Origin of the sequence: Salinimicrobium sp. 3283s (genome assembly GCF_039602225.1) — a bacterium.
GTDB lineage: Bacteria > Bacteroidota > Bacteroidia > Flavobacteriales > Flavobacteriaceae > Salinimicrobium > Salinimicrobium profundisediminis.
Genome location: NZ_CP143631.1, coordinates 2,861,257 through 2,878,613, shown reverse-complemented (window position 1 = coordinate 2,878,613; position 17,357 = coordinate 2,861,257). Strand labels below are relative to the sequence as shown.

General features: G+C 41.4%; 15 protein-coding genes. 7 read left to right on the top strand and 8 right to left on the bottom strand.

Going from position 1 to position 17,357, the window contains the following annotated elements; all coding sequences use genetic code 11:
• The first annotated feature begins 40 nt into the window (after positions 1 to 40).
• The 4 genes from VS868_RS12800 to lptB all read left to right on the top strand — a co-directional run bounded on the left by VS868_RS12800 (position 41) and on the right by lptB (position 3,051).
• On the top strand, positions 41 to 1,006 hold the full coding sequence (locus VS868_RS12800; RefSeq protein WP_345598058.1) for a KpsF/GutQ family sugar-phosphate isomerase: 966 nt from the start codon (positions 41 to 43) through the stop codon (positions 1,004 to 1,006).
• A gap of 1 nt (position 1,007) precedes the next feature.
• Entirely contained in the window at positions 1,008 to 1,841 is an 834-nt protein-coding gene (gene tatC, locus VS868_RS12795; protein ID WP_345598056.1) for a twin-arginine translocase subunit TatC, read from the top strand.
• Positions 1,838 to 2,191 (top strand): carboxymuconolactone decarboxylase family protein, encoded by a 354-nt coding sequence (locus VS868_RS12790; protein ID WP_266068750.1) that lies wholly within the window; start codon positions 1,838 to 1,840, stop codon positions 2,189 to 2,191. Before tatC ends, VS868_RS12790 begins: the two co-directional genes overlap by 4 nt.
• Before the next feature lie 119 nt (positions 2,192 to 2,310).
• Positions 2,311 to 3,051: an LPS export ABC transporter ATP-binding protein gene (gene lptB, locus VS868_RS12785; protein WP_266068749.1), complete on the top strand. Its 741-nt coding sequence runs from the start codon at positions 2,311 to 2,313 to the stop codon at positions 3,049 to 3,051.
• A 1,376-nt stretch (positions 3,052 to 4,427) separates the two neighbouring features.
• Here lptB and VS868_RS12780 read toward each other — a convergent pair.
• Complete coding sequence (locus VS868_RS12780) at positions 4,428 to 5,201, bottom strand: CDP-alcohol phosphatidyltransferase family protein (protein WP_266068748.1); 774 nt, start codon at positions 5,199 to 5,201, stop codon at positions 4,428 to 4,430.
• Between the two features lie 231 nt (positions 5,202 to 5,432).
• Between VS868_RS12780 and lnt the strand changes: the two genes are divergently transcribed.
• Positions 5,433 to 7,022, top strand: coding sequence for an apolipoprotein N-acyltransferase (gene lnt, locus VS868_RS12775; RefSeq protein ID WP_345598051.1), 1,590 nt, complete (start codon positions 5,433 to 5,435; stop codon positions 7,020 to 7,022).
• 56 nt (positions 7,023 to 7,078) lie between these two features.
• On the opposite strand, the gene VS868_RS12770 is transcribed toward lnt, so the two are convergent.
• The 5 genes from VS868_RS12770 to VS868_RS12750 all read right to left on the bottom strand — a co-directional run bounded on the left by VS868_RS12770 (position 7,079) and on the right by VS868_RS12750 (position 12,722).
• Positions 7,079 to 8,272, bottom strand: a complete 1,194-nt coding sequence (locus VS868_RS12770; RefSeq protein ID WP_345598049.1) for an ABC transporter permease — start codon at positions 8,270 to 8,272, stop codon at positions 7,079 to 7,081.
• A gap of 1 nt (position 8,273) precedes the next feature.
• A complete protein-coding gene (locus VS868_RS12765; protein WP_266068745.1) occupies positions 8,274 to 9,233 on the bottom strand; it encodes a biotin/lipoyl-binding protein in 960 nt (319 codons plus the stop codon).
• Between the two features lie 18 nt (positions 9,234 to 9,251).
• On the bottom strand, positions 9,252 to 10,625 hold the full coding sequence (locus VS868_RS12760) for a TolC family protein (protein ID WP_345598047.1): 1,374 nt from the start codon (positions 10,623 to 10,625) through the stop codon (positions 9,252 to 9,254).
• Between the two features lie 90 nt (positions 10,626 to 10,715).
• A complete protein-coding gene (locus VS868_RS12755; RefSeq protein WP_266068743.1) occupies positions 10,716 to 11,282 on the bottom strand; it encodes a Crp/Fnr family transcriptional regulator in 567 nt (188 codons plus the stop codon).
• A 51-nt stretch (positions 11,283 to 11,333) separates the two neighbouring features.
• Positions 11,334 to 12,722, bottom strand: a complete 1,389-nt coding sequence (locus tag VS868_RS12750) for an exopolysaccharide biosynthesis polyprenyl glycosylphosphotransferase (protein ID WP_266068741.1) — start codon at positions 12,720 to 12,722, stop codon at positions 11,334 to 11,336.
• Between the two features lie 258 nt (positions 12,723 to 12,980).
• Here VS868_RS12750 and istA point away from each other — a divergent pair, with 258 nt between their 5' ends.
• Entirely contained in the window at positions 12,981 to 14,534 is a 1,554-nt protein-coding gene (gene istA, locus VS868_RS12745) for an IS21 family transposase (RefSeq protein WP_345597691.1), read from the top strand.
• 19 nt (positions 14,535 to 14,553) lie between these two features.
• Positions 14,554 to 15,291 (top strand): IS21-like element helper ATPase IstB, encoded by a 738-nt coding sequence (gene istB, locus VS868_RS12740; protein WP_345597689.1) that lies wholly within the window; start codon positions 14,554 to 14,556, stop codon positions 15,289 to 15,291.
• A gap of 523 nt (positions 15,292 to 15,814) precedes the next feature.
• Here istB and VS868_RS12735 read toward each other — a convergent pair.
• Together VS868_RS12735 and VS868_RS12730 are read right to left on the bottom strand one after the other, a co-directional pair.
• Complete coding sequence (locus tag VS868_RS12735) at positions 15,815 to 16,897, bottom strand: glycosyltransferase family 4 protein (RefSeq protein ID WP_345598043.1); 1,083 nt, start codon at positions 16,895 to 16,897, stop codon at positions 15,815 to 15,817.
• Positions 16,885 to 17,247, bottom strand: a complete 363-nt coding sequence (locus tag VS868_RS12730; protein WP_266068739.1) for a four helix bundle protein — start codon at positions 17,245 to 17,247, stop codon at positions 16,885 to 16,887. Before VS868_RS12730 ends, VS868_RS12735 begins: the two co-directional genes overlap by 13 nt.
• Positions 17,248 to 17,357 lie beyond the last annotated feature (110 nt).

Below are 17,357 nucleotides of genomic sequence, written 5' to 3'. Positions count from 1 at the left end.
ACGTTTTTCTTTACTCCATACAATTTCTAACTCTACAAATTTGACACCTCAAGAAAAAATACTCTCTGTTGCCAGAGAAACCATTTTAACTGAAGCCAAAGCTATAGCAAATTTAGAGCAATTATTAGACCAAAATTTTGCTAAAGCTGTGCAGGCAGTATATAAATCAAAAGGAAGGGTAGTAATTACCGGAATAGGAAAAAGTGCCGCTATTGCCACAAAGATCGTTGCTACCTTAAATTCTACTGGCACGCCGGCAGTTTTTATGCATGCTGCCGATGCCATTCACGGCGATTTAGGGTCTATACTTCAGGACGATGTGGTTATTTGCATCTCAAAAAGTGGAAACACTCCCGAAATAAAAGTACTCGTCCCGCTCATAAAAAACTTTGGAAACCCCCTGATAGCAATAACAGGGAGTATCGACTCATTTTTGGGAAAACAAGCAGACTATATTCTCAATTCTTTTGTTGAAAAGGAAGCCTGCCCCAACAATCTTGCACCTACTACCAGCACCACTGCTCAGCTTGTAATTGGCGATGCTCTTGCCGTTTGCCTGCTGAACCTCAGAGGGTTCTCAAGTCAGGATTTCGCAAAATACCACCCGGGAGGTTCTTTAGGAAAACGACTTTACCTAAGGGTGAGCGATATTGCCGATCAGAATCAAAAGCCCGCAGTTACTCCCAACACGCCCGTGCCACAGGTGATCATTGAAATTTCTGAAAAAATGCTTGGTGTCACTGCTGTTCTTCAGGATGACAAAATTACCGGAATAGTAACTGACGGTGACATAAGACGTATGCTTCAAAAGAGTACAGACATCTCTAAACTAACCGCAGGAGACATTATGAGCGCCAATCCAAAGACCATCGAGAGTGATTCTATGGCTGTAGATGCGCTAGACGTGCTCGAAGACAACAAAATATCCCAGCTCCTGGCTGTAAAAGACGGAAAATATTACGGGGTAGTGCACTTGCACAACTTAATAAGGGAAGGAATTATTTAGAATGGCAAAAGTAAAAAAACCTGCCGATGAAATGTCATTTTTGGATCACCTGGAGGACCTGCGCTGGCACCTCATCAGGGCGTCTTTGGCAGTGGTAATTGCGGGCACGGCAGCTTTCCTGGCCAAAGGATTCATTTTTGACACCTTACTCTTTGGCCCTACTAGTGCCGATTTCCTTACTTATGACATTCTTTGTCGCCTCTCTACGTTTGTAGGACTCGAAGGCGGATTTTGTTTTGAAGATATGCCCTTCACCATACAATCGAGAACCATGGGCGGACAGTTCTCTGCCCACGTATGGACCTCGATCACTGCGGGATTTATTATCGCTTTTCCATACATTATATATGAGTTCTGGAAATTTATCTCTCCAGCCATGTATGCCAATGAAAGAAATACAGCAAGAGGCTTTATTTTCATCTCTTCGGTATTGTTCTTTATGGGAGTGCTTTTTGGCTATTATCTTGTTACGCCGCTTTCCATCAATTTCCTCGGAAAATACCAGGTAAGTGAGGTAGTACTCAATGAGTTTGACATTGGAAGTTACATAAGCCTGGTACGCTCTTCGGTGGTTGCCTGTGGGATCATTTTTGAACTACCCATAATCATCTACTTCCTCACAAAAATAGGATTGGTTACTCCCCAATTTCTTCGAAAGTATCGCAAGTTTGCACTGGTAATTGTGTTGATCCTTTCAGCAATAATTACCCCGCCAGATATTTTGAGTCAGATCATTGTTGCAATTCCGGTGTTGGTACTGTATGAAGTAAGTATTTTTATTTCCCGGATTGTAACCCGAAATGAAGCACGAAAATTAAAAAAACAACAGCCATGAAAAATCAGGTAGAAGAATTCAATGAATATCGCCAAAAAATGAATGACAAAATTCTTGGCGACAACAATAAAATAATTAAGCGTATTTTTAATCTTGACACCAACGCCTATGCCCCGGGTGCTTTAGATGTAAAGACTAAAGAACTCCTGGGTTTGGTGGCATCGGCCGTTTTACGTTGTGATGATTGTATCAAATACCACCTTGAAACCAGCTATAAAGAAGGTTTGTCAAAAGAAGAAGTAATGGAAGCCCTTAGCATTGCCACCCTTGTGGGAGGAACCATCGTGATCCCACACTTGAGAAGAGCGTATGAGTTTTGGGAGGAGTTAGAAGCCCCGAAGGGGGAGTGATTTCTGCCCCCCAACCTCCAAAGGGGGAGTGAATTCCGGACAATTTTTATCTTTATGAAAAATTGCACGGTATTTGAAAGTCTCAATACTCAATACTCAATACTCAATTCTAACATCTAATGAAGTTATACGCCGAAAGTCTTGTAAAATCCTATAAGGGTCGTGAAGTTGTGAAAGGAATTTCCCTGGAAGTGAACCAAGGGGAGATTGTTGGGCTTTTGGGCCCAAATGGAGCGGGTAAAACCACCTCTTTCTATATGATCGTAGGATTGATAAAGCCAAATGGCGGAAGGATCTTTCTGGACCGGGAGAACATCACCAAATTTCCCATGTATAAACGGGCCCAATACGGGATTGGTTACCTGGCACAAGAAGCCTCGGTATTTCGCAAACTGAGTATTGAAGATAATATCATGAGTGTTCTTGAGCTTACCAAGCTTTCTAAAAAGGAGCGGCAAATGAAAATGGAGTCTTTGATCGAGGAGTTTGGATTAGGACATATCCGCAAGAGCCGCGGAGATCTATTGAGTGGAGGGGAAAGACGGCGTACCGAAATAGCCCGCGCCCTGGCTACAGATCCCAATTTTATTCTCCTGGATGAACCATTTGCCGGAGTAGATCCGGTAGCTGTAGAAGACATTCAGCGTATTGTAGCCCAATTGAAAAATAAAAACATAGGCATTCTTATTACCGACCATAACGTGCAGGAAACCCTGGCGATTACAGATCGTACTTATCTTATGTTTGAAGGACGTATCCTTAAAGCAGGAATACCCGAAGAACTTGCCGAAGATGAAATGGTGCGCAAGGTATATCTGGGACAGAACTTCGAACTCCGGAAAAAGAAAATTTTTCAATAATCGTCGGTTACTAGGAGTTGAGGATGATTATAATAGGTACGGATTGCAAATCCGCGCCAGCTGCATTTACGATTATTACCGATTCTCCATTTAATTCTTCCTATCTCTAAATTATAAGCAGGTGTCAAAAAGGGCATTCTTGAGAGGAAATATTATGAGAGTTTTAATCAGCATTCCCCGGAACGGATTGCAAATCCGCGCCAGCTTTCAATTCATAATCTTAGATTCAAGAATCAGAGGTTCGAAATCCGCGCTAATTTTTCCCTCTATGCACTTTCTTTAATGAAGTGTCTAAAATGGCATTTTGGAAAGGAAATATTTTGAGGGTTTCAATCAGGATTTCCTGGCACGGATTACAAATCCGCGCCAGCTTTCAATTCATAATCTTAGATTCAAGAATCAGAGGTTCGAAATCCGCGCTAATTTTCCCTCTATGCACTTTCTCTAATGAAGTGTCTAAAATGGCATTTTGGAAAGGAAATATTTTGAGTGATTCAATCAGAATTTCCCGGCACGGATTGCAAATCCGCGCAAGCTTTCAATTCATAATTTTAGATTCAAGAATCTGAGATTCGAAATCCGAGCCAGCTTTTCTCTCTTTGAACTTTCTCTAATGAAGTGTCTAAAATGGCATTTTTGAGAGGAAATATTTTGAGTGATTCAATCAGAATTTCCCGGCACGGATTGCAAATCCGCGCAAGCTTTCAATTCATAATTTTAGATTCAAGAATCAGAAGTTCGAAATCCGAGCTAACTTTTCCCTCTATGCACTTTCTCTAATAAAGTGTCAAAAAGGGCATTTTGAAGAGGAAATATTTTGAGCATTCCTAAACAGCATTCCCCGGCACGGATTATAAATCCGCGCCAGCTTTTCCCTCAATTTACACTCTCTAAAGGTGTCTAAAAGGGCATTTTGGAGAGGAAAAATTTTGATATTTATAGTTAAATCCAGGTCCCGTAGGGACCAACTATAGGTAAAAGTTTCTCCCATGATAAAATGTCACGTAGGGACAAAATGTGAGTTTACAATATAATTTAAAAAAAATCGGTAATCAAAATTTACCTCAAGGCATTATCTCATATGCCGTCCCTACAGGACGTAAATTTCATAATGATATTTGAAGCTACCTATAGAACGTCCCTACGGGACCTCTACTTCTACTCGTAAGTTAAATCCAGGTCCCGTAGGGACCAACTTATAGGTAAAAGGTTCTCCCACGAATAAAATGTCCCGTAGGGACGAAAGGTGGGTTATTCCAGAGCAGGAGAAATTTCTGAAAAATATTTGTCCTTCTTTCCTTCGTGAAAAATCTGCTAATTGGCATATGCTCCCCTACAGTCTCTAGGCTACAGTCTGAAAAAACACGCCCCACAACCTAAGTTCTTTCCACCAGCCTCTCATCATCATTTTTATTAGTGATCATTGAGATCACCACATAACTGATAATGATTAAAGGAATCGCTGCAAACTGCAAGAAAATGAGCAGGACCACACAAAAGATCAGGAACAGGTAACGGACTTTATTTTCAGCAAAGCCCCAGCTACTGAATTTTAAGGCAAATAAAGGAACCTCGGCATTCAGCATAAAACAGCTGAACAAGGTCAGGGCACCAAGAAACCACGGATTTAAAATTATATCTACCAAAACGGGCTGTGGCTGAAAAATAAGGATCAGCGGCAGACTCAATATCAGTAAGGCATTTGCGGGTGTGGGTAGGCCAATAAAAGAATCGGTTTGCCGCTCATCAATATTGAACTTTGCCAATCTATAGCCAGACGCGAGGGTAACAAGCAACCCTAGCAAAGCGAGAGCCGGAAAATTCCATTCCATCAGGTCGTGCCCGGCTGTCCAGTCGGTAGATTGTGCCGCTGCTCCGGGCAGGGCCTGTCTAAACAGCTGAAACATTACAATTCCCGGCACCAATCCGCTGGTAACCATATCGGCAAGGGAATCGAGTTGCAGCCCGAGTTCCGATTTTACATCGAGGAGTCTTGCAGCCAGTCCGTCAAAAAAATCAAAAAATATACCCAGGGCCACAAAGATTGCAGCCATCACCAGGTCGCCCTGCACAGCAAATATGGCTGCAATGCTACCGCTAAAAAGATTGACCAATGTAATGGCGTTGGGAATGTGTCTGGTTAGGCTCATAGGGTTTGTTTTCTGTAAAAATAGGAAAAAAAGAATGTAGCACTGCCAGAAACAGGAAACAAGATAAAAGAGGCTGAAATTTCATTTTAAAAATAGTACCGGCTGCAAATCTGCGCCAGCAGGGAATTAAAAAACAGGGAGTAAATCTTACTGATTTCCTTATGTTAATTGATCATTGCTAATTCTTCATTGATTATAGGTAATTGCTTAAATTTGTTTCCACACTTCACTATGAAAAACTTCCTGTACGCCTTATTTTCCGGAATTTTACTGGCCCTGGCCTGGCCTACTTATGGTTTTCCCCTGCTGTTGTTCTTCGCTTTTGTGCCTTTGCTTTACGCAGAACACAGCATCAGGATCAAGCAGGCACATAACAGGAAATGGAAGATCTTTGGCCTTTCCTATCTCAGCTTCATTATCTGGAATTTAGTTACTACCTACTGGCTCTACTTTTCCACTCCTTTTGGAGGCATTTTTGCCATCACAGTGAACTCCCTACTCATGTCGCTGGTGTTCCTGCTGTTCCATATAGTGGCAAAAAGGGTAAATTTCAAGGCCTCTTCTTCTTTTCTTATAAGTATCTGGATATGTTTTGAGTACCTGCACCTCAACTGGGAATTTTCATGGCCGTGGCTCAATCTTGGTAATGCCTTTTCTGAATTTCCTCACTGGATACAGTGGTATGAATTCACAGGCACTTTTGGAGGAACACTGTGGGTGTGGCTCACAAATATTGCGCTTCTGAAGATGTTGCTGCTTTACAAAGAGCACAAAGCCAAAGAAATCCTTTATCGCGGACTGTTCAAAAACGGACTTCTTATTCTTCTTCCAATTTTGATCTCGTATGTGATCTTATGGAATTATGAAGAGAGTGAAGAAACTATTGAAGCTGTTGTTTTACAACCCAACATCAACCCTTATACAGAGAAATATTTTACTTCAGATGTCCGCATAGGACAGTTACTTACCGATCTTGCTGAAGAGGCAGTCACTCCCGAAACCAAAATAGTCATAGCACCTGAAACTGTTTTCGCCTACGGAACGGTTTTGAGCCGCTTTGAAGATTCTGAAGCCAATTTCTTCACAAGCCAGTTTATAAATGAGCATCCAAAAATGTCATTTTTGAGTGGTATTTCCATGTACGAGAGGTTCAATGATCCGGGAAGGGTACGGGAGCAAACCAACCAGTTAGGACCAAATGACTGGTATGACGATTATAATTCGGCATTTATGATCTCTGCGAATGATTCAGTTCATTTTTATCACAAATCGAAACTTGTGGTAGGCGTAGAGAATTTCCCGTATCAGGAGGTTTTAAGGCCTCTCCTCGGAAATGTTATGATAGACCTGGGTGGTACAGTTGCTATGAAAACCACGCAGGAGAAAAGGGCCACTTTTGAAATTCCTACTTCTGAAGAAGTGGGGCCAATTATTTGCTATGAGTCAGTTTATGGAGATTTTGTGACCGGCTACGTTAGAGAAGGGGCCGACTTTTTAGCTATTATCACTAATGATGCATGGTGGGGCAATACCCAGGGACACAAACAACACCTTAGTTATGCCCGGTTGCGAGCTATTGAAAACAGGAGAGCCATTGCCAGAAGTGCCAACACAGGAATTTCAGCTTTTATCAACGAAAAAGGCGAAATCACTTCAACTTTAGGGTATGAAGAACAGGGAGCTCTTCGCGGGGAAGTAACTCTCAATGGCCGACTCACCTTTTACAGCCGCTTTGGAGACTACATTGCCAGAGTCTCCCTGTTCCTTGCATTATTTATTTTTCTGTTTGCAGTTATACCCTGGAAGAGATCACGCAAATAAACACCTGCAGTAGAATTAATACTTCCGGCATGCAGGAATCTTTTATTACAAATAATTTATTTCTCGCCGGGAAAGTTTTCTTCAGAGGTAACGAGAGCATTCTTCCTGCTTTTTTTAATCTTCAACTGTAGGAGAACAAGCATTGCAAACAGGCTTCCTGTAAAGATCAGGAGCAACATAAAGATTTCATGGGAGATGGAGGATATTCCGCCGCCGTAAAAAGCCACCTTCCGGAAGCCATTCAGAAAATGAGTAACGGGAATAATTTCAGCAAAAGCAGTTATTGCAGGGGGCATTGCCAAAGAAGGCCAGGTAAAGCCGCTTAAAATAAATGCAGGTGTAGAGATCACCATAAGAAGCTCTGTAGCCTTCAACTGGTTAGGAAATACCATTGAGAACAACATTCCAATTCCCATTGAAGCCAGTGTCAATAAGGTGGTTAAGATTAGCATGGGGATACTAAAGATCTCCGCCTCTATCCTGAAGTAAGGCAGAAACCGGCTTACCACAGCCCACATAAAAGGAATCAGGATCAGGAAAGGAACAGCCTTTAGAACAATATGATAAAATGCCCATTTATGCCTGCCGGCAAGTTCACGAAAATATCCATCTTCAAAATCTCTTGCAAAAACAAGGGCTAAAGCTAAAAATATTACTTGCTGCATAATGGCCGCCAACAGTCCCGGGAGCATAAAAGTGAGATAATTCCCGGTAGCATTGTACATCTTATTAAAGTTGATGCTGAAGCTCTCATAGGCTTCAAGCGCCAGAGCGGGTGGCATACCCTGTTTTTTCAAACCCTCAATCTCTATACCTGCATTCATGGTCATTAGAACCGCCTGAATATTCTTACTTGCGGTATTGGCATTAAGGATATTCACCATATTGAGATCTACCCTAACTTCAGGATGCCTTTTTTGCAGGATTGCAGCTTCAAAGCCTTTTGGGATATTCACTACAGCAATATATTCATTTAAAGGCATTTCACTTTGAATCTTTCCGGGGGTATATCTTACATCGCTCACCTTTATGGCCTCATTATCTTCAAAAGCATCTATGAGCCTATCACTAACCGGGGAATGATCTTCATCTACTATGATAATGGGAAGGTTGATCACCTTAGCCTGGCTGTAAACATAACCGAGTAAAAACCCGTACAGCACAGGAGCTCCAAAAAAGATGGCAAGCAGCACTTTGTTTGAAAATATGCGCCGGAATTCTATTTTTAGCAATCTCTTAAAATCCTTCATTTTAGTGTTTTAATATGATGGTGCTGTTCATAAAATAGTTTGCGGCCGCAGTACTTTCAGGAACCAGTTTTAATTCATATACCGGTTCCGAAAGTTGATACATTGGTGCTGTACTGGAAATATCTGAGTAGTGTGCAAGCTGTTTCACCGCAACAAGGCGTGAAGATATTTCTTCTTTGGTGTATGGGTTGACTACCGTTAAAACGTCTCCCACTTTAAAGTCGTAGACCTGGGATTCGGGGATACTAAACCTGAAGTACATACTGTTTTTTTCGTACCCGTTGAATAATGGATAGCCGGGAGTAAGTAATTCTCCTTCACTTAAACTCACAGTTTCAATGGTCATATCTTTGGGTGCAATGAGGTATTGCTCCATAGATGCACTCATCACCTCTTCTTTTGATCCCAATGCCCTGTCTAACTGTCCCTGTGCCTGGTTGATTTGTTCTGTGCGGGCACCTTTTTCTACTTCCTGCTGTTTTGCCTGCAGGGCATCTACCTGTGCCCGGGCCATTCCCAGCTTCATTTTCACTTCATCATATTGTTGCCGGCTTACCAGAGAATCCTGGTACATGGCCTCAATCCTTTTAAAAGATTCCTTTGCAAAATCAAATTGTGCCTTCCCTGCATTGAGCTGTCCTTTAATTTGCTCAAGCTGCTCTAAAGTCGCTCCATTAAACGCCATGTCCAGTTGACCACGGGCTGCTGTAACAGCACCTTCGGCTTGCTTTATCTTTGCATTCACTTCAGGAATATCAATGAATGCCAGGGTATCTCCTTTTTTTACTTCCTGGCCTTCTTCCACAGAAATTTCTATGATCCTGCCGGGAAGTTTACCGCTAACAGCAATGGTTTCAAATTTCACTTTCCCTCTAAGAGCCGGGATTTTCTCATCATTGTTACAGGAACCAAGGCTGATAACAGCGATAATGCTCACAATAATTCTACTATATAAGTTCATCGTTTCTTTTTTATTTTTTTAGTATTCCAACTGACCTTTGGCGTGACGGAGATCAATCATTGCCCTTCGCTCCTTAAAAATAGATTCCTGTAAGTGGAATCCTGCCTGTTCAAGGTCTCTGAGGGCATCAAGTACATCGCTAACCGATGCAAGATCATTGCGGTACTGCTTGTTCACCATTTCATAAGTTTCTGCGGCAAGGTCGATCTCCTTTTGTACGATTTGCGTGTTCTGCCGGGCAGCTGCAAGGTTGAGTTCTGCTTTAGTAATAGAGAGAGCAATCATTTCTTCAGCCTCCTTCAGCTTTTCCCTGTATTTAAGAGCTTCAAATTTTGACTGCTTACTTTTAAGGTTAGCCTGGTTCCCGTCGAAAAGATTCCACTTCACCCCTACCCCTACGTACCATCGTGGATCTAGAAGAGAAAGGTCATCTTCCAATAACTCATAATGTCCTTTTAAAGCTAACTTGGGAATGAAATTATTTCTTTCCATTTTCGCTTTGCTAAGGCTGGCTTTTTCAGCTTCTTCCAGGGCTTTAACTTCATCCCGTTTTTCTACAGGTTCTTCTTTCACCACATTAAAGGGCACAAGTTGTGGAGTAAGCATTTCTAATTGTTCTGTATCCACCCCTGTAAGCTGCTGCAAGACCTCCAGAAGCAAAGTGCGGTTTTGTTCAAATTCCAGCTGTTTACCTATAAGCTGTTGTTTTGCGAGTTCGATCTTCTTGCGTTCTATAGGGGTGGCCAGACCATTCTCAATAGCTTTGTTAACATACAGGTTTTGTTGTGCAAGATATTCTTCGGAAGTCTTTAAAACTTTTTCTGAAGCGTTCACCAACGCCAGTTGATCATAGGTCTCAATGATTTTAAGAGCTATTTTATCCTGAAGGGCTGAGCCTGCAAAATTTATGGATGCTTCCTTATGTTTACTGGCTTTAAGTGCGCCTGAAGCCTGAAAGCCGCTGAATAAGACCCAGTCGACATCTACTGAGGATTTTAAAATGTTCTTCTGCTGAATAGCCGGGACATCCTTTACCGGAAGTCCCTCAGGAAAACCAGCATTAAACGGTAGCCCCACGGCTTCTTTTATAAGCAACTTTTGAGTTCCCAGGAGCAAAGTTTCGGTATCGCTGTCAAACCTGAGGTCATCATCAAGTCTGGTGTAATTTCCATTCACAGTGATCTTGGGAAGAAATACCGATCTGGCAAGTTTTTGATCAATTACGGCCTGTTGGGCCTCTATCTCATTTTGATTAAGTTCATGGTTTTTGTTCAGGCCTTTTTCAATGAGTTCCATCAGCTGTGGTTCCAATTGTTGGGCACTACCTGGAGTGGGAAGTAACCCCATGAGGAATATAAAAAAGGCACTTACACCTATCCATTTTCTTTGCATTCTTAGTTCTTTAAATTAGGGTGCAAAGATCCGGTTGAATAGCGGTCTTTCTTTTGACCTAAATCAAAAAGCGGATAGCATAAGTAAAGGCTATAACTTTTTTTTCCTGATGCGGCTTAAGGTTTCCTGGGACATTCCAAGGTAAGAAGCAATAAGTCCCAGCGGCACACGGTAAGTAATATCGGGGTATTCTGAAAGCATGAAGTCATACCTTTCCCGGGCGGACTGGAACTGTATGGCATTGATTTTATGAACTACTTTAGTAAGCATTTCAGTAGCCAAAAGCCGCCCCAGCCTTTCCATTTTATGGTACCTGTCAAAAAGGAGGTCCAACTGCTCTTTGGTGATAGACAGGATTACAGAATCTTCGAGAATTTCAAGATAATAGGTACTGGGGCTCTCCTGGAAAAAGCTCTCCAGGCTTGACATGAACCTGCCTTCTCCAAAGAACAACTGCGTGATCTCTTTGCCGTCGCTATTGAGATAATAATTTCTGGCGATTCCTTTTTCAACGAAATATAAATTTCGGCATATTTTGCCCTGTTCCACCAGTATCTCATTCTTTGACACCTCTTTCCTCTCAAAATGAGACAGGATATCTTCAAGTTCCTCTTCAGAAAAATCGACCAGAGTATGTAGGAATTCAGCTAATTTCATAAACTATTGTGCGCTATTCAAATTTGCTCTCAATTCAATATTTTAAGAAGATCATTGTCCTCTGAAAAATATAACCGTACTGAGCGTTTTAGTAAGAATGGTAATATCGAGAAAGATATTACGGTGCTTGATATAATAAAGATCATACTGCAGCTTTTCCAGGCTATCGGCGTGGCTGTCGGCATAATCGGTCATCACCTGTGCCCAACCGGTGAGACCAGGTTTGATGAAATGGCGGGTATCGTAAAAGGGGATTAATTCAGATAATTCTTTTACAAATACAGGTCTTTCAGGTCGGGGACCAATAAGGCTCATTTCCCCTTTCAAAATATTGTAAAACTGCGGAAATTCATCCAGTCTTGAACGACGAAGAAATTTTCCGAAGCGGGTGATACGCACATCATTCTTAGTGGCCCACACGGCCCCATCAGGTTCAGCATTATAGCGCATTGTACGAAACTTCAGTATTTTGAACGTTTCACCACTCCTGCCAATCCTTTCCTGCTGGTAAAACAATGAGCCTTTATTTGCTATCATATTTCCGAAGTAAATAAAAGGCAACAAAAGGGCGCCTATAATAATCCCAATGATAGAAACAAGGATATCAAAAAGCCTGTGAAAAAACAGGTAAAATTTGTTATCGTTACTGCGGCTTAGAGGAAAGAACTGGTAAAAATTACGTTCAATATGCTGCACCGGAATGCGGTGAGTTTTATCTTCATACACCTCATTAAAATCTTTCACCGGAAAGCCATTTTTGAGAAGAATAAGAACCTGACTATAAAAACCTTCAGCCGTAGAATTGACATCAGAAATGAGGATCTCATCGATATTCTGCTCCCGTACAACTTCTGAGAGGTTTGTTCCTGAAAAATCTTCTAAGCCCAATTTTTCAGAATTAATCACATCACCACCACCGGGATTCACCAGGCCCACAATATTGTAATTGGGATCGGATCGCTGCAGGTGCAGGGCTACGAGTTCAACTTCCAATGGTTCCCCAATAATTAAAACCCTTCGATAAAACCTGGGCGTAGAAATAAGTGCAATGTAGGAGAACCGCCACAGCAGTAGGGTAAAACAAATTGTAAGAAAAAAATATAGAATTTGTAAGCGGTTGTCGGGTAGTACGGGTGTAAAAACGGGGGTCATCAAATAGAACAATACTACGGCCCAGGTCGCTAAAACCACATTTTTAAGTACTCTATAGTAGCTACTGGCCTTTTGCAGATCATAGAGTTCAAAAATGCCGCAGAACAGGTTCAAGTAGATTGCCAGCACTATAGCCCAATGCCAGGAACTCTGCTCAATATTGAAGTATTCTACCCGAAAAAGAATTCCTACAACGTATAATGCCAAAAGCACCCAGAGAATATCGAAGATACGCAGAAAGATTTTGCGCTCGGAGATCTCGAAATGCATTTTGTTTTTATGTGGCATGCAGGGATTTTTAGGGTGTAAATATAAGGAAGAGTTCGGCTTACAAGGGATTTCCCCGGCACCTTTTTGCAGGTGGCTATTTCGGTTCGAATTGTGCCAGTGATTTCGGTCGGTTAGTGCCAGGTATTTCGGTTTGAATTGTGCCACTTTTTGGCAATACTGAAAGTCATAACGGCTCAAATTGTGCCAGTCGTATCGGTTCGTTTTGTGCCACTTTGAAAGATCAAGTAATATCTTGTTGCAAAACTGTAATAAGATATGGCCAACACCCTTGATCCGATGGACTTAAAACAAATTATTACCTTGAGCCTGGATGGTTTTAGCAATCGTAAGATAGCTACCACTCTAGGCATCTCCCGCAACACGGTCAACAGCTATATGAAATTTTTCACGGCCAGTGACTATTCATTTAAAGAACTACTTTCCTTTGACAATGCACATCTGAGTGCGCTTTTTCCTTCACATACTACTATTGATAATGAGCGGCATGATGAACTGATGCTATATTTTGAGGGGGTCAATAAGGCCCGGAATCATCCTGGGTTTACTTTTCTGTACCATTATCAGGAATATGCGCAGCAGGCTTCCCAGCCGTACAGCTATACGCAGTTTATGGAGCATTATCGGCGTAAATATGCCAAGGTCAAAGGTTCCATGAAACTCGAACATGAAGCCGGTAATGAAATGTACATTGACTATGCGGGTAAAAAATTACATGTCGTTAATAAAGAAACCGGAGAAGTCATTCCTGTAGAGGTATTTATAGCAATTCTTCCCAACAGCCAGTATACTTACGTAGAGGCTAGCTTAAGCCAAAAACGGGAGGATCTTATTACTTCTTGTGGTAATGCATTACAGTTTTATGGAGGTGTTCCAAAAGCCATAGTCTCAGACAACTTAAAATCTGCAGTGACCAGAGCCAGCAAATATGAGCCGGAGATCAATCGGAGCTTTAAAGATTTTGCTCGCCATTATAACTGTGTGATCAATCCCACCCGCAGTTATGCACCGCAGGATAAAGCTCTGGTGGAGAATGCAGTGCATCTTGTTTATCAGCGTATTTACTATCCCCTGCGGGAGATGACCTTCTTCTCTTTACAGGATCTAAACCGGGAGATAAAGCGCTTACTTGTTGGCTATAATAATCTACTGTTCCAGCGAAAGGAAGCCAGCCGTAGAGAACTGTTTCAATCAGTAGAACGTGAGTACTTAAAACCCCTGCCAACATCTGCCTATGAAATCAAAGACTATAAACGGGCAAAGGTGCAAAAGATGGGATATGTATACTTCTCTCCAGATAAAAGCTACTACAGTGTTCCCTACCGCTACATCGGTAAAAAGACCCTGATCCATTATACCAAAACTGTGGTCGAGGTTTATTACAATCACGTTCGAATAGCCCTGCATCATCGAAATCCAAGTAAAGGAAGCTACAATACAAATACAGATCATTTAAGTAGCACCCATAAAGGTTATACCTCCTGGAGTCCTGAATACTTTAAAAACAAAGCCGCTCCTCACGGAGCTCACGTAGTGAATTGTGTAGAAAAGATACTTGCTGACAGTGAGTATCCTGAAACAGGCTATAAGCGGGTGATGGGCCTTATCCAGCTCCATAAGTCTTACGGTTCTAAAAGACTTGATAATGCTTGTAAAAGAGCTTTACAGGCAGATGCGACTTCTTATATGCGTATCAAGAATATCCTAAAGAACAACCTTGACCAAAGCTCTCTTTTTTATCAGGATCTTGAAGAAGATAAAACTCATATCCCATCCCATCAAAACATCAGAGGTGCCGCTGCTTATCAATAAATCATTTTAATCCAGAAATATGAATAACAATCAGACTATTGAAAAATTAAAACAAATGCGACTGGGGGCTATGGCTCAGCTACACCTTCAGCATGTAAAGAACAACCAATTAAACGATATCACTGCCGATGAATATCTGGCACTACTCACAGACCATGAGTGGGAGGATCGCCAGAACCGGAAGATAGATCGTCTTTTTAAACAGGCAAACTTTAGGCAGAAAGCAAGTCTTGCTGAAGTGAACTATTCTTCCAATCGTAACCTCGACAAGAACATGTTTGTTCGTCTGGGATCCCTGGATTTTATAGCTAAAAAGGAAAACCTTATACTGACCGGTGCCTCCGGAGTAGGCAAAAGTTATTTAGCACAGGCCTTAGGTCATCAGGCCTGCATGATGGAATATAAAACCATCTACTCAAACACTGCCCGTCTATTTAAGAAGTTAAAACTCAGTAAAATTGATGGAACCTATCTCAAAGAATTAAATAAACTACTTAAAGCAGATCTGCTCATCCTTGATGATTTTGGACTTCAAGCCTTCGACAATCATGCAAGAGAGACCTTAATGGATATAATCGATGACCGATACAATAAAACATCTACCATATTATCCTCTCAAATACCGGTATCTGCATGGTACGATATTATAGGGGAAGGAACTATTGCTGATGCAATCCTGGACAGGATAGTAAACTCCTCACATAGGATAGATCTCAAAGGAGAATCATTAAGAAAAGGAGTTCTGAAAAACGAGTAACATTAATTTTTTATATAATTGCATGATCTTTTAAAGTGGCACTGTTTGAACCGAAATCAGTGGCACGGTCCTTCCGAAATAGCCAGCAGGAACTTTATCTTTGTAAAAATTCAAAACAGGGTTCTAAAAATGACATTTTTGGAGTGTTAGCAAGGCTTCTTCGGAAGAAATATAGAAAGAAAAACCGGCACGGATTGCAAATCTGCGCCAACTGGATTTAAGATTGAGGATTTAAAATTCAAATTTCTTTGAAAATCTTCAAGCCCATATTGGTAACCCAAAAGCAGGTATTGAAAACGCATTGTTCGAAAAACTTCCTGGAATAGTAACAAGGGTAATTTGGCACGGATTGTAAATCTACGCTATCGGAGAGCTTAACCTGACTGTAGTTCTGCCAAAATCCCGCAGATCAAAGGATACTAATTTAGGCTGGGAGATAATAACTGACAATTGATATGTCCTGGTTCTTGGCTTCAAACTTAATTCATAACGCTATAACTCATAACTTTTGCCTTTTGCAATCTTACCTGGCTAACACTTCTTTCCACAATATTCTCACCCTCTCCCAATCAAAAGCTACCACCTTTTGCCGGGCTACTTTGGTTCTTTCGAGTGATCTTTCCGAGTTCTGGAGTATATTTTTCACTGCAGCAGCCATTCGTTCAGGATCATTTGGTGGCACCAGAATTCCATCTATATCGGCAGAAATGAGGTATGGGAGTCCGCCGACATTGGTGGAAACTACGGGTAAACCCAGGGCCATGGCTTCTATGACACTTACAGGGGTATTATCTATGTTGGTAGTGTTTAAAAAAATATCGTATGCTTTAGATAATGCAATCCATTCTTCTTTGGGTAACCTTCCCATGAAACGAACCGGCAGGCTGTGCAGCCTGGAGTAGCGAATACAATTCTGCCAGGAATCATCTTTTACCGGACCTACCATACAAAGTTCGGCATCAGGATAATCAGGCAACAGCAGCTCCAGAACCTTTACTGCCTGCAGCGGGTTATAAATCTCAGCAAATGCTCTTACCCACAGTAACCTGGGACGAAGTTGATTTCTTTCTTTAAAAGGATAATTTTCGAGGTGGATACTGTTGGGAATATATTGAACATTAAAAAACCCTTTTTGCTGAAAAACAGTGTTTAGGTACAGTGACGGAGCCACATTTAAAAATGCCTTCTCAAATACCTTTTTTGACACCTTAGGAGAATTTTCGAGTCGGGTGGGAAGTTCACCTCCGTGGAGGATGGGAATGTATTTAAGATGCAACTTTTGGCAGAGGCTGGCAACTGCATAAGCATACCAGAAATTTTGCGTGCTGTAGGTATCTATGAGGACGAAGCGGGTAGTTCTTTTGTTCCTGTACACTAACAGAAGCATTTCTATCAGGCGAAGGAGTTTGTTCTTTTTAGCCGAAGCTGTTTTTACATCAAAACCTTCTTCTCTTAATAAAGGGGTCAGCGTGTCTATTGAGGTGGGAGTGCCGCCCCGGGTTGATAGTTGGTTACCTATGTAGATTAGATTTTTCAGGAGTTGTCGGTTGTCGGTTGTCGGTTGTCGGTTATCAATTTCCATGACGTTACTAATCAGCTTTTCCAATTTTTTTCCACATACTGGATGAAAGAAAATATCTTACCTCCTAATAGATCATATTTACTGCGTAATTCTTTTATTTCTGAGATTTCATAAAGTTCATCGATCATTTCTAACTGGGACAGACATTCCAGAAGAGAGGCGTGACTGTAGGTAAGGAATCTAATAAAATCCTGTTTATAAGTTCTTCTACCATATCCCTCTACAATATTATCCTTCACACTCTTCGAAGATCTCCTCACTTGACTCCCCTGTTCGTACAGTTCGAACTTTGGCAATTTCAGCGAAACTTTATGTACTTCAATAGCATAGGCAAAAGCCAAATTGTAAATGTCGAGATCCTTGTAGCTTTTCATGTCTTTCGGTTGTCGGTTATCGGTTATCGGTTGTCAGTTTTAGAAAACCTTGAATTAAAGTTAAGAAAACTGAGCGAAGCGAAGTTTTTCAACTGAGAACTCACAACTGA